Origin of the sequence: Shimazuella soli (assembly GCF_022511585.1) — a bacterium.
GTDB lineage: Bacteria > Bacillota > Bacilli > Thermoactinomycetales > Thermoactinomycetaceae > Shimazuella > Shimazuella soli.
In genome coordinates this window covers 184,726-197,653 of sequence record NZ_JAKWBN010000001.1, presented here as the reverse complement: position 1 = coordinate 197,653, position 12,928 = coordinate 184,726, and the positions used below count along the sequence as shown (strand labels likewise).

The window sequence follows — 12,928 nt, the reverse complement described above, 5'->3', positions numbered from 1 at the left end:
TGCCTTTTATTTCAGACGGAAAAAGGTAGAGCTTGCAGTTGCGATTATTTTTCCCTGCTCATCTTTTACCTTGCTTTCCATCGTAATAATGGTTTTTCCTTTTTTCACAAACTTGGTATAAGCATAGAGCCAACCATCTTTACCCGGTGAGAGAAAATGTACTTGCAAGTCAATAGTGACCGCGCTAGTTTCCACTCCAAGTGCTTGGACAGCTGTTGCTCCCATCGCTGTATCAATAAACGTTGCAGTAATGCCACCATGCAAGATCTTATATCGATTTTTTAATTCATCTGTGACACACATCCGATGGACGTAAGCATCTTCCTCTTCATCATACTTCATAAATTGGAAATTCATCATTTCTTCAATATAAGCAAGGGGACTTACTCTTGTGCGTTTTAGAGCCTGGACTAATTTGTGAATGGTATTGATTTCTACTTCTGATAGATCTTGAATTTCAGCTTCTAGTTTTTCGAGTGTCATATTCATCGTCCTTCATCTTTGTCTCGTCTTTATTATAGTTTTTTTCCGTCCGCTCTACACCCCATCTAAAGATATGTTGTTTAATTTAGAATATATGGAATATTTTTTTCGAAAATGTATACAAGAATCTACATCCATCAAAAAAAGGTATCCTCTCTAGAAGATACCTTAATCCATCAAAGACAAAATATTTTTGCAGATTATTTATTTGATTTATTATAGAGGTTCTATTGAGATCGATTGCCGCCGATGCTTGGAATATCCGAGCACCGGCGGGTTGTGCACAGGGCGGTTCCCCCACTTACTTGTCGAGCGAAGTCTTCGTCACCTGCCGGGACGCGGGCCTCTTCTTCGCAACCGGCTTCGTCCTCCTCGTGCCTCCGAAAAACGCGCGGAGGACGAAGAAGGCGATGCAGGCGATGAAGAGGAAGACGACGATGAAGAGCAGCCAGTCGAGCCACTGCACTCCCGTGGTCGAGGGTGCGCAACCCCCGCCATCGAAGTCATCGAAGTCGATGCCGCTCCCGTGGCGGTGCCTGATCTTGCTGCCTGCGAGCATCATCTGTGTGATGGTGTTAACCATTTCTTCCCCTGTCACTCGGTTACTTCTAGTATAGCGATTTTCTCCCACTAAAGATAGAACTATGGGGAATAAAATGAAAATTTATCTAGCAAAAGTATATTTTTTAATCGTTTGAACATTCCATAAAATGACACAACTCTATGCTATAATAAAATCAAACCGCCGGTTCCCTCCAAAAGAAGGGCTTAACATCATGAGCATCCTCTTTCTGGGTCCCATTCTTTTGCTGATCGGGCTCTACTTCTATATGCTCTTCTTCGACAAGCTTCTCCGAGACAGTCGTACTCGTCCCAAGCACGCGGTCGCAGTAGAGAATAAACCTGTAAAGAAGCGTATCCGTGTTTACGAAGTCCTGACTTATATTGGTTTGGCAATCACACCAATCGGTGTCGTTCTGACAGTGTTGTGTTTGAATCGACTCCTTGGACAGCTCTGATGCTGGAGCCGGCAGTCGGTGGGTTCTCCTTTCAAAGTGGATAACACCACCGACCCACTTTTATACTCCTTTTTCGCTCTTTCTTTCCCCAATTCTCACACCTTCTGCTATAATAATGCTTATTTTAAAAATGGAGCGATTAGCAGATATGCGTTTACGTAGAAATCCCAAAGCAATCGAGTTATTGACCACTCACTCCTTAAGTGTTGCGGACTACGAAGATCAAAAAGGAAATTGGAAGGAACTTTTTGGTAACTCTCATCCTATCTATGTAGAACTTGGTACAGGTAAAGGCCAATTTTTAGCAAAAGCATCTACTACATATCCCGAGATTAACTGGATTGGTGTGGAGAAGATTCAAGAACCGCTCTTATTAGCTGCTCGAAAAGGAGAAGAGACAGGAAATGAAAATATCCGATATTTGTGGCTGGATATTGTGAAACTCCAAGAAGCGTTTGCACCCGGAGAAATTGATCGATTTTATCTTCATTTCAGTGATCCATGGCCTAAGACAAGACATTACAAACGCCGCTTGACTTACCGGGATTTTTTAGAAGTTTATAAAACCCTTCTTTCTCCAAAAGGCGATCTTATATTAAAGACAGACAGCGATAGTTTGTACCAATTTTCCGTAGATGAGCTTCAAGAAACCGGATGGAATATCATCGAACAAAGTAGCGATCTGCATCATAGCCAGTGGGCAGAAACGAATATAACAACAGAGTATGAGGAGAAGTTTGCAGGACTTGGGATGCCCATTTATTATTTGAGGGCAGTTCCTGATGAAGGAAACACTAATGGATAAAGAAACTCAATTGAATGAGATCTTTGAAAAGTTACCTCTTCATTATCAAGAATTGGTGATCGAATACATGGAATTTTTATTGGAAAAAGCAAAGCGAACATCAGAAACTATTTGTAATCCGGAAAAGTAGCTTTAACTCTTGTACTTCGAACTTATATCCTGTATAATACTTGCTTGTATGGCTCTAGAAATATCCCTCCTATGGGAAAATGAGGATAGCACGCAAACGATAGGTGAAGGGATCACCCTCACTGGTTCGCCCTATTTTTATAATAGGTACCTGCTCTTACCGCCGCTATCCGGATGAGTATGGTAAGCATCAGCGGATCAGCCCTGTCATTTGCAGAAAAACGCAAATGAAAAGGAGTTTTACAATATGGCACGTTATACTGGCCCAACATGGAAATTGAGCCGTCGTCTTGGCATTTCGCTATCTGGAACGGGGAAAGAATTAGCTCGTCGTCCATATGCTCCAGGACAACACGGTCCAAACCAACGTAAAAAATTAAGTGAGTACGGCATCCAGCTTCAAGAGAAACAAAAACTGCGTTTGATGTACGGCATGAACGAAAAACAGTTCCGTAACTTGTTTGTTCGTTCTGGTAAAATCAAAGGGATTCACGGGGAAAACTTTATGAAGTTGCTCGAATCTCGTTTGGACAACCTTGTTTTCCGTCTCGGTCTTGCTCGTACTCGTGCACAAGCTCGTCAATTGGTTGTACATGGTCATGTAACCGTTAATGGAAAAAAAGTAGACCGTCCAGCTTACCAAGTAGCAATTGGGGATACCATTGGTCTTCGTGAAAAAAGCCGCAATTTAACAATTGTGAAAGAAGCTTTAGAAGATCGTACGTTTACACCAGAATATGTTTCTTTTGATCCAAACAAACTAGAAGGTACTTTTACCCGTCTACCTGATCGTTCTGAATTACCAGCTGAAATCAACGAAACCCTTATCGTAGAGTTCTACTCTCGTTAATCGTTTCTTTGCAAAAACTCCTCTACCAAGAGGAGTTTTTTTCTATAACAAAATACACAATTCTCTTCTCTGGACGAGTAAAAAGGTCTTTGTTAAGCTATATCTGAATATTTTTCTAAGGGGAGTGGATCGACTCTGCCTAACCTCACGAGAGAACAATATCAAAATTGGAGATCGCCCACTGTTCAAACCTTTATGGAAATCCATCATGACCTTGAATGTGTATGCTGGGATTTTGACATCCCCATCTGTCACTTATTTGCTGGTTTGCCGGCACCTACCGTTGCTGGGTCACTTCGAGACTTTCTTTGGGAAAGAAACTTGGATCAAAAAGAGGATCTTATCGATAATGATCCGCATTCTATTTTTCGTAGGGGGAAAAATTTTTCTAGCACTCATCGCGATGCTTACTTTGAATTGGAAGCACTATTGACCCAAAAAGAATGTGAAGCAGCGGAAATCTCTACCCTTACTCCCCATGTACAAGATGTAATCATCGCACTACATGCGAATGGTATAAAACAAGCAATTGTCACAAATAACTCTCCCAAAGCAGTACAAATATATTTGGCTAATAAAAACCTCACCAAATATTTCTATGGATATATAGTTGGACGAGAAGGTCCTTATCCAGAACTTCTCAAACCAAACCCCTTTATGCTTTTAAAAGCAATCGACCTACTTGAGGTGTCTCCTACAAGAACTCTTATGATTGGAGATTCTCCTACGGACTACCTTGCCTCAAAAAGTGCCAATACTCGATTTCTTGGCTTTACCCGAACTCCTAGTAAATGTGCTTTGTTACATGAAGCAGGAGCAAAGGCAGTAGTTAGCACGTATAAACCATGGTTACAACTTTTGTACCTTTAGGTCCCTTTCCTCAGAAACTGACACCAAGAGAGAGTGAATCCATTCTCTCTTCCTACCTATTTCCTGACTTTATCCCCTATAAACAGTCGTTCATTTTCCGTTCATAAAGAAGCATTACAATAGAACTACATTAGAACGTTGGAGGGAAAAACGTGAATCAAAAAGATACACTCCCAAAATCAAAAAAAACACAATGGAAAAAGTTTTTGGATTTGGTCCAATTCCAAAAGTTACCAAAATCGTTAATTGCCCTAGTACTAGGACTATCTTTGCTTTCAACCATTGCTGGTCTTGTCGTGCCTTGGTTTACCAAAGATGCTGTAAACGTGATGACATCAGGTTCTTTAAGCCTATCCACCATACTTCTGCTTGTTGGTGCTATCTTAATCCAAGCGGTGATGTCCAGCTTTGCTACTTATAATCTGGCCTATCTCGGCGGCTTAGTGGTTTCCAACCTAAGAAAAAAGATTTGGGCGAAAACATTGACCTTACCTGTTTCCTACTTTGATAAAAATCACTCTGGGGAAACCGTCAGTCGAATTAATAACGATACAACGATTGTTCGAGATCTGATCTCTAACCAATTAGTAACGATGTTCAGCGGAGTCGTGTCCTTAGTTGGTTCGCTATGTATTCTCTTTTATTTGGATTGGTCCATGACACTTGTGATGTTGATTGCGGTTCCGATTATTGTATTTGTTATGCGGCCGATCGGAATGAAAATGAGGGGAATATCCAAAGGAATCCAAGAAAAAACAGCAGTTTTCACCAGTTTACTAACCCAAGTAGTCTCCGAAATTCGCTTAGTAAAAGCATACAGTGCTGAGCCTGTAGAACGAAAACAAGGCGAAGAAGAGATCGATCGATTATTTCAATATGGTTTAAAAGAATCACGTTTAACCTCTATTTTGCAGCCATTATCAGGACTTATTATGATGTCTATGCTTGTTCTCATCATTGGATATGGCGGAATGCGAGTCGCATCTGGAGAATTAACAGCAGGAGAATTAGTCGCTTTTATCCTGTATCTGTTCCAAATCCTCATGCCTGTCACCATGATGACACAGTTTTTTGTAGGGCTGCAAAAAGCAATGGGAGCTACAGAACGTATCTCAGAAATCTTGGAATATGAAGGCGAATCAGATGTACAACTTGAAAAAACAATAGCCGTGAATCCACAGTTACCTATTACTATTGAAAATGTGTCTTTTGCATATGAAGGAAAAGATAACATTCTCCACAATTTGAATTTCCAAATTGAATCGGGTAAAGTTACTGCCCTTGTGGGTCCTAGCGGAAGTGGGAAAACAACATTTTTCTCGCTAATGGAACGTTTCTATTCTCCAACAAGCGGTGTAATTCGCCTTGGAGACCATTCGATCCATGAGTTCAGCCTTCGCGATTGGCGCACTACCATCAGTTATGTATCACAAGAAAGCCCGCTACTAGCTGGAACTATTCGAGACAATATTTGTTATGCCATGACAAGAGAAGTAACAGAAGAGGAACTACGCAGAGCAGCAAAGTTAGCTTATGCAGACGAATTTATTTTGAACTTGCCAGACGGATTTGATACAGAAGTAGGAGAACGGGGAATGAAGCTTTCCGGCGGTCAGCGGCAACGTATCGCAATTGCTAGAGCAATCTTACATGACCCAAAAATTTTGATGCTGGATGAAGCAACTTCTAACTTGGACTCCGCATCAGAGCATGTGGTTCAAGAAGCACTGCAAAACTTAATGAAAGATCGCACAACACTTGTCATCGCTCACCGCTTATCCACAGTAGTGGATGCAGATAAAATTGTAGTGTTAGAAAAAGGAAGATTGACCGGAGCCGGCACCCATGAAGAGTTGCTCCAGAGCAATAAACTCTATCAACAATTGGTTCAGCAGCAGTTTAAGGTGGAATTAGCCGGATAAAGAATAAAAGAAGGCACTACTTCTTTAAAAGAGGTGCCTTCTTTTGTATGTATAGCTTGGAATTTTGTCGATAACATCTTGCCCATAGGAACACATTATTTTTTCAATTTATTTTTAAAAAAAGCCACCTTATGAAAGGTGACTTGCTGTTCATTATTAACCTAATTCCGCCAAGAAGTACTTCTTCTTCCCTCTGCGGATTACCAAATATTTATCATCAATTGCTTTTAAGGTATTTACTAAAACGCTTGTGTCTGTTACTCTTTCATCGTTAACAGTCACAGCTCCATTTTGTATAAACTCTCGTGCTTCTCGTTTGGATTTTGCTGCTCCCACTTGAATCAAAACATCAACAAGTGGAATTTCGTTTTCTTGGATCAATGCTGATGGAACATCTTGAAACCCTTCCGCAATTTCAGAGCTACTCAGCGTGCTCACTTTTCCTTGGAACAATGCAGCAGTTATATTTTGGCTGCTTACAAGGGCTTGCTCGCCATGAACGAGCTTTGTCATTTCTTCTGCTAATGCACGCTGTGCTTGGCGTTTTTCTGGTGCAGTTTTTACTGTTTCTGCCAATTCTTCGATCTGATCTTTGGTTAAAAAGGTAAAATATTTGAGGTATTTGATAACATCTGCGTCATCGGTATTTAACCAAAACTGATAGAATAAATATGGAGATGTCTTCTGAGCATCTAACCATACTGCTCCACCTTCGGTCTTCCCAAACTTGGTGCCATCGCTTTTGGTGACCAATGGAATAGTTAGACCAAACAAATCATCTGATTTGCTTCCTGTTTTGCGGATTAACTCTGTCCCAGCAGTGATATTTCCCCACTGATCACTGCCACCTACTTGAAGCTCGCATCCATAGCGGCGGTGTAATTCTAAGTAATCAAATGCTTGCAAAATCATGTAGCTAAACTCTGTAAAAGAAATTCCTTTTTCAAGTCGTGAATTCACCGATTCTTTTGCTAACATGTAATTAAGCGGGAAATGCTTTCCTATATCTCGTAAGAATGGAATCAATTCTAACTCACCCAGCCAATCGTAGTTGTTAACCAATAAAGCTGGATTTTCTGCCTTCTCAAAATCGAGGAATCGGGACAGTTGTGAGCGAATGCTATTAGAGTAACTTTGCACAACTTCTTTGGTATTCAATGTGCGCTCTGATGCTTTACCGCTGGGATCTCCAATGAGTCCAGTTCCACCGCCTACTAACGCAATCGGCTGATGCCCATATTGCTGAAAACGGCGGAGAGTGAGAATAGGAAGCAAATGTCCAATATGCAAACTGTCTGCTGTAGGATCAAACCCAGCATATAAGATGATAGGTCTTTGCTCTAATCGTTGGTCTAATTTTTCTTGATCGGTAGTTTGGTAGATCAACCCTCTGTAAGCCAAATCTTCTAGTAAACGCATTGCTAAGTTCACTCCTTGTGAAAGATTACTTCCTAATTTCAGTAGGTATTTGCTGCTTTTTTTGCTCCTTCGCAAATAGTTCTGTAATAGGAATTGCCTCACCGCGTTTATATTTTTTGGTGAGCAATAATTTGGATAACGCATCTGCGAGTGTTACTTTTTTTAGGTCTGACAAAAGTATCACGCTCCTTTCTGGAGATCTCTAGTGAAGTAACCAAGACAAGTAAGTGGAGAATAGAAAAACTCCGTCCCTAAAAAGGGACGGAGCTATGCCCGCGGTACCACCCTTGTTGAAAACCAAAAGTTCTCCACTCGAATAAGATATAACGGGTCTCCCGTGCGTTTAAACGCAAAGCTTCCTAAGTGTAATTTGATCCTATGTGTTCGACTGGTTCGCACCTAACAAAACGACAAATACATTTTGTTTTCCACCAGCTCTCTGAACGATACATACATGGGACTACTCGCTTAGTTCAACACTTATTGTTTATCAAATTATGTTACAATATTACCTTATCGCCAGGGAGGTATCAAGGTGAATCTACAAAAATGGACAAAGAAACCCCATGTAGACACCAGCCAAATTGTACGTTGGAGTATACGAACATTCTTTATTATTGTAATTCTTGCATTGACAATAGCAGCAATCGTAATTGGTGCAGGGGCTGGTATCGTCTCTGCTGTTGTAAAAGATGAAAAAGTCCGCACCAAACAAGACTTTGACAAAGAACTAAACAGTTTATTTCAAACCAGTTATGCTTACTTCCAAAACACAGATAAAAATGGAAAGCCAGTGGCAATTGGGGCACTGCGTTTTGATAATGATCGTGGCATGATCAAAAAAGTCAGTGATGTAACTCCTTATTTGGTCAATGCATTTATCTCTGTGGAAGATAGAGATTTCTATACACACAAAGGAATTGTTCCTCGATCTATCATCCGTGCCGCTTTTCAGCAAGCCGTTGGTAGTGAAGTCACTACTGGAGGTAGTACACTGACTCAGCAATTGGTCAAAAATATCGTTCTAAAAAACCGCAAAAAAGATATAGAACGAAAAGCAAATGAAATTGTTTTAGCGCTTCGCATGGAACAGATGTACAGCAAAGATGAAATTCTCGTTTACTATATGAATAGCGTCTTTTTTGGAAAAGGTGCAAATGGCCGAAAGATGTATGGCGTTCAAGCCGCTGCAAAAGGACTTTTTAACAAAACTCCTAAAGAACTCAATCTCGCTCAAGCTGCATACATTGCTGGTATGGTTCAACGTCCAAATGCATTGAATCCGCTTGATGAAGATCCAAAAAACTATAAACGCGGCATGAAGCGATTAAAACTAGTATTAACCGAAATGCTTCAAAATAAAAAAATCACCAAAAAACAATACGATGAAGCAATCCATTTCAACATCAAAAAGTCACTTGCCAAACCGTCTGATTTTGATAATGGTTATGAGAAATATCCATTCATCATGTTTGCTATGGAAGATGAAGCCGCAGAGACTTTGATGGAAATGGATCACCTCGACGTGGAACAACTCAGTAAAGAAGGGAAATATCGTTCTACTTTAGAGGAATATAAAAAGAAAGCTGTTACTGGAGGTTTTCGCTTCTATACGACGATTGATGAAGGACTTTACAATGCTGTTAACAAAGCTGCAACAAAAGGATTGGAATTCCACAATCGTACGTATGCCGGAAAACAAACACATGAACAGCTTGGGGCAACCATTATCAATAATAAGACTGGTGCTGTCTTAGCGTTTGTTTCTGGAACAGAGTCATTTGACGATAACCAAAAGGATCACGCACTGCAAGTACCCAGACAGCCAGGCTCTTCCATCAAACCTTTGCTTGTTTATGGGCCAGCGATAGAAGAAGGAATTGTATCTCCTCATTCGCAAATACTCGATGAACCGATTATGAAGAGTGATGGCTCGGGTTATTACAAAAATGCAAATGGAAGTTATAAAGGATTTGTAACTGTTCAAGATGCTTTAAAATGGTCCTATAACATTCCTGCTATCAAAACATTTAACGCCTTAGGACATCAAAAAGGATTTAATTACCTGAAGGAATTAAATCTGCCTCCTTCTCCTAAAGATGGAGAAGCTGCTGCTATCGGCGGGGCAACAAATGGCTATACCGTGGAAAAAATGACAGCTGCCTTCTCTACTCTTGCAAATGGAGGCTTGTACAACAAACCTTATATGATTTCTAAAGTAACGGATGCTGATGGAAAAGTTTTATTTGAAAGAAAACAAAATCCAAGACGAGTCTTCTCACCACAAACAGCTTATCAAATGACGGGCATCTTAAAAACGGTTCTCAGCGGTACAGCAGCTTACATTGGAGCACAGATTCCTTCCGGGTATGAAGTAGCAGGCAAAACAGGGACTACTTCAGATGAAAAAGATTTATGGTTCATCGGCTATACACCTGAAGTAACGATTGGGGTATGGAGCGGTTACGACTATAACTTCCCCATGTATGCAGATGATAAGTTTTCTAAAAAAGCATGGGCCAACATTTTTAACGCAGCAATTGAACAAGCAGCAGATATCATTCCTAGAGGAACAGATTTCGTTAATCCTGGGGATATAGGACCAGAAAAATGCGGATTTGAATGCGACAAAAAGAAAAGTTATGAAGATGCAAATGCAGCAAAAGAAAAATCTAAAAATAAAAAGAAAAATAACCACAAATCGTCCGAATCTACCAAACCTTCTACTCCTTCCACTCCTCCACCAAACAAAGATGAAAATGATGGCGATAAGCCTCCTAGTTCAGACGGTGGATCAGGTGATGGATCAAACGGCGGAGATTCGAATGGCGGCTCTGGGGATGGCTCTAATGGAGGAACAACCACTAATAATGGAGGATCATCCAATGACAATGGAACTAGTAATAACAACAATGGTTCAGGTGGTTCGAATGGTGCTCCAAAAGATGGAGGAAACAACTCCCCTATCGTAAATAATTAAAAAGCCCCTTATGCGGGCTTTTCTTCTTGGGTATATTTACCTTCGCGAAGAAAACATTGTCACAATAAATCTATAAACTTATTTCAAACTTGCTGTGTTATAATTCGTACATATGAGGAGGGAAATCGGAGAAATGCAGGAGCAAAATTATATACCGGTGAACACCAAGAAAAAACGGAGTAAAAAGAAAATCATCTTGGTTACACTTTATGTTATAGTAACCCTCGTTTTAGTTGCAGCAGTTGCAATTTTTGGCGTTGGGTCTGGAATTGTGTCAGCGTACACAAAAGACGAAAAAATTCGTACCAAGAAAGATTATGATGAAGACTTAAGTGGCTGGTCAGAAACAAGCTATGCTTATTTTCGAGACGCCACTACTGGACAACCTAAACTAATCGGTGCGATGCACAATGAAAAAGACCGTGTACTCGTTCGAAAATTGTCCGATGTGGATCAAAATTTGTTAAATGCCATATTGTCTACCGAAGACAGACAGTTTTACTCTCACAATGGGATTGTACCAAGTTCTATCCTGCGTGCAGCCTTGCAGCAAGTAACTGGTAGTGAAGTAACAACAGGTGGTAGTACCTTAACACAACAATTGGTCAAAAACGAAATCTTAGGAGACAGACACAAATCCTTCGAGCGCAAAGCATTAGAAATTGTAAATGCCTTGAGATTAGAAAAGTATTATACAAAAGAAGAGATCTTTGTTAGTTATCTTAACAGTGTTTATTTTGGCAAAGGTGCGAATGGTAAGCACATGTATGGGGTAATGGCAGCAGCACGCGGGCTTTTTAACAAAGACGCAAAAGATTTGACCCTTCCAGAAGCAGCTTATATCGCTGGAATGTGTCAACGTCCTAATGCTTACAATCCATTTTCTACAAATGATGAAAAGAAACAAAAACAAAATATCAAACTTGGTAAAAAGCGTATGAAGCTCGTTCTCGACAACATGGTAGCAAACGGAAAAATTACACCTCAGCAACGAGATGAGGCAGCGAAATATGACATCACGAAATCATTTGCTAAACCAAGTGATTTTAAAAACGCTTATGTAACCTATCCATTTGTCATTTCTGCTATTGAAAGTGAAGCGATAAAAGACTTGCAAGAAATGGATAAAAAATATCATCCTGACGAAGCAAAAGAAAGATCCTATAAATATTACAGCGATAAAGTGAACGTTGGCGGATTAAAAATCTACTCTACAGTGGACCAAGCACTTTACGATAACATGAACAAATCGGTTAAAAATCTTGATTTTCCTCGCCGTAAAATCAATGGAAAGTTAATTCGAGAACAAATTGGTGCCGTGATGGTGGAAAACAAGACAGGAAATGTGCTCTCCTTCTTTTCAGGTACAGACTTTGATGAAAACCAAAAAGACCATGCTTTTGATGCTCTGAACCAACCAGGGTCCTCAATGAAACCTCTCTTAGCATATGGGCCTGCTATTAATGAGGGTGTTATTTCACCAAATTCGATTATCGTTGATGAACCTATAAAGAAAGAAAACAGTTCTATATATTATAAAAACGATGGCGGCAATTTCCATGGTGCAGTAACTGCTACGAAAGCATTGCAGTTCTCATATAATATTCCAGCCATCAAGGTTTTCCGGGCAACCGAAAACAAATTAGGCGGCAAACAAAAAGTCTTTGATTATATACGGGCAATCGGTATGTCTCCAGATAAACAAGATGGAGAATCACTTGTACTCGGCGGAGCTACATATGGGTATACAGTGGAACAAATGACTGGTGGATATGCCATGATTGCAAATGGAGGAAAATTCAATAAGCCGCACTTGATTTCTAAAATTATGGACTCTCAAGGAAATGTTATCTACGACTATGCAAAAGAAAATGCGCCAAAACAAGTATTTACACCACAGACTGCTTATCAATTGACAGGAATGTTAAAACAAGTAGTAAGAAATGGTACAGCAGAAGGATTTATTGGACAAATTTCTGGTTACAATATTGCTGGTAAAACAGGAACAACTTCCAAACAATATGACCTATGGTTTGTTGGGTACACTCCTGAAGTATCTATGGGTGTATGGTCTGGCTATGATTACAACAAAAAAGGTGACCATGATTTAGCGAAAACAGCATGGGTGAAGCTGTTTAAAGCGGCAGCATCTACTAATCCTACGCTGATACCAAAAGGGACTGATTTCCAAGACCCCGGCGGCTCATCAGATGAAAAATGCTTTGAATGTAATCGCCAATCCCCTGATTCCTCTAACTCCGATAACGGACAACAGACACAGGGGCAGCAGCAACAACCAAGTACCGATGCAGGTGCCAATATCCAAACAAATCAAACGAACACAAATACAGGGCAATCCAATACCACTAATAGCAATCAACCGTCACAAAATCAAAATGGTCTTTTCCCTGGCAACATTCAAAAAAGAAAAGAAAATTAATCCTACATCGA

The 12,928-nt window shown here is 40.2% G+C and carries 12 protein-coding genes and 1 other annotated feature; of the genes, 7 read left to right on the top strand and 5 right to left on the bottom strand.

Annotated features, from left to right (window positions below; genetic code table 11):
* Positions 1-6: 6 nt before the first annotated feature.
* Positions 7-489, bottom strand: a complete 483-nt coding sequence (locus MK805_RS01075; RefSeq protein ID WP_240873338.1) for a PaaI family thioesterase — start codon at positions 487-489, stop codon at positions 7-9.
* Between the two features lie 295 nt (positions 490-784).
* Positions 785-1,066 (bottom strand): hypothetical protein, encoded by a 282-nt coding sequence (locus tag MK805_RS01070; RefSeq protein ID WP_240873337.1) that lies wholly within the window; start codon positions 1,064-1,066, stop codon positions 785-787.
* 584 nt (positions 1,067-1,650) lie between these two features.
* Here MK805_RS01070 and trmB point away from each other — a divergent pair.
* Both trmB and MK805_RS01060 read left to right on the top strand, forming a co-directional pair.
* A complete protein-coding gene (gene trmB / locus MK805_RS01065; RefSeq protein ID WP_240873336.1) occupies positions 1,651-2,307 on the top strand; it encodes a tRNA (guanosine(46)-N7)-methyltransferase TrmB in 657 nt (218 codons plus the stop codon).
* Positions 2,300-2,437: a hypothetical protein gene (locus MK805_RS01060; protein ID WP_240873335.1), complete on the top strand. Its 138-nt coding sequence runs from the start codon at positions 2,300-2,302 to the stop codon at positions 2,435-2,437. Before trmB ends, MK805_RS01060 begins: the two co-directional genes overlap by 8 nt.
* 118 nt (positions 2,438-2,555) lie before the next feature.
* Here MK805_RS01060 and MK805_RS17760 read toward each other — a convergent pair whose 3' ends face one another.
* Positions 2,556-2,690, bottom strand: coding sequence for a hypothetical protein (locus MK805_RS17760; RefSeq protein WP_255724444.1), 135 nt, complete (start codon positions 2,688-2,690; stop codon positions 2,556-2,558).
* On the opposite strand from MK805_RS17760, the gene rpsD reads away from it, so the two are divergent.
* From rpsD to MK805_RS01045, 3 genes are all read left to right on the top strand, one after another.
* Complete coding sequence (rpsD, locus tag MK805_RS01055; protein WP_240873334.1) at positions 2,684-3,286, top strand: 30S ribosomal protein S4; 603 nt, start codon at positions 2,684-2,686, stop codon at positions 3,284-3,286. The genes MK805_RS17760 and rpsD overlap by 7 nt on opposite strands.
* A 195-nt stretch (positions 3,287-3,481) precedes the next feature.
* Entirely contained in the window at positions 3,482-4,156 is a 675-nt protein-coding gene (locus MK805_RS01050) for an HAD family hydrolase (RefSeq protein ID WP_240873333.1), read from the top strand.
* Between the two features lie 152 nt (positions 4,157-4,308).
* On the top strand, positions 4,309-6,078 hold the full coding sequence (locus MK805_RS01045) for an ABC transporter ATP-binding protein (RefSeq protein ID WP_240873332.1): 1,770 nt from the start codon (positions 4,309-4,311) through the stop codon (positions 6,076-6,078).
* A 156-nt stretch (positions 6,079-6,234) separates the two neighbouring features.
* Here MK805_RS01045 and tyrS read toward each other — a convergent pair whose 3' ends face one another.
* Both tyrS and MK805_RS01035 read right to left on the bottom strand, forming a co-directional pair.
* Entirely contained in the window at positions 6,235-7,497 is a 1,263-nt protein-coding gene (gene tyrS, locus MK805_RS01040; protein WP_240873331.1) for a tyrosine--tRNA ligase, read from the bottom strand.
* Positions 7,498-7,522: 25 nt separating this feature from the next.
* Entirely contained in the window at positions 7,523-7,672 is a 150-nt protein-coding gene (locus tag MK805_RS01035) for a hypothetical protein (RefSeq protein ID WP_240873330.1), read from the bottom strand.
* A gap of 79 nt (positions 7,673-7,751) precedes the next feature.
* Positions 7,752-7,983: a binding site (T-box leader), on the bottom strand.
* A 49-nt stretch (positions 7,984-8,032) separates the two neighbouring features.
* On the opposite strand from MK805_RS01035, the gene MK805_RS01030 reads away from it, so the two are divergent.
* Both MK805_RS01030 and MK805_RS01025 read left to right on the top strand, forming a co-directional pair.
* Entirely contained in the window at positions 8,033-10,477 is a 2,445-nt protein-coding gene (locus MK805_RS01030; RefSeq protein ID WP_240873329.1) for a transglycosylase domain-containing protein, read from the top strand.
* A gap of 133 nt (positions 10,478-10,610) precedes the next feature.
* Entirely contained in the window at positions 10,611-12,917 is a 2,307-nt protein-coding gene (locus MK805_RS01025; RefSeq protein ID WP_240873328.1) for a transglycosylase domain-containing protein, read from the top strand.
* The last annotated feature ends 11 nt before the right edge of the window (positions 12,918-12,928 follow it).

Coding starts and splice junctions, on each gene's coding strand:
- MK805_RS01070 (WP_240873337.1), bottom strand. CDS start 1,066: ATGGTTAACACCATCACACAGATGATGCTCGCAGGCAGCAAGATCAGG.
- MK805_RS01050 (WP_240873333.1), top strand. CDS start 3,482: ATGGAAATCCATCATGACCTTGAATGTGTATGCTGGGATTTTGACATC.
- MK805_RS01025 (WP_240873328.1), top strand. CDS start 10,611: ATGCAGGAGCAAAATTATATACCGGTGAACACCAAGAAAAAACGGAGT.
- MK805_RS01075 (WP_240873338.1), bottom strand. CDS start 489: ATGAATATGACACTCGAAAAACTAGAAGCTGAAATTCAAGATCTATCA.
- tyrS (WP_240873331.1), bottom strand. CDS start 7,497: ATGCGTTTACTAGAAGATTTGGCTTACAGAGGGTTGATCTACCAAACT.
- trmB (WP_240873336.1), top strand. CDS start 1,651: ATGCGTTTACGTAGAAATCCCAAAGCAATCGAGTTATTGACCACTCAC.
- MK805_RS01060 (WP_240873335.1), top strand. CDS start 2,300: ATGGATAAAGAAACTCAATTGAATGAGATCTTTGAAAAGTTACCTCTT.
- rpsD (WP_240873334.1), top strand. CDS start 2,684: ATGGCACGTTATACTGGCCCAACATGGAAATTGAGCCGTCGTCTTGGC.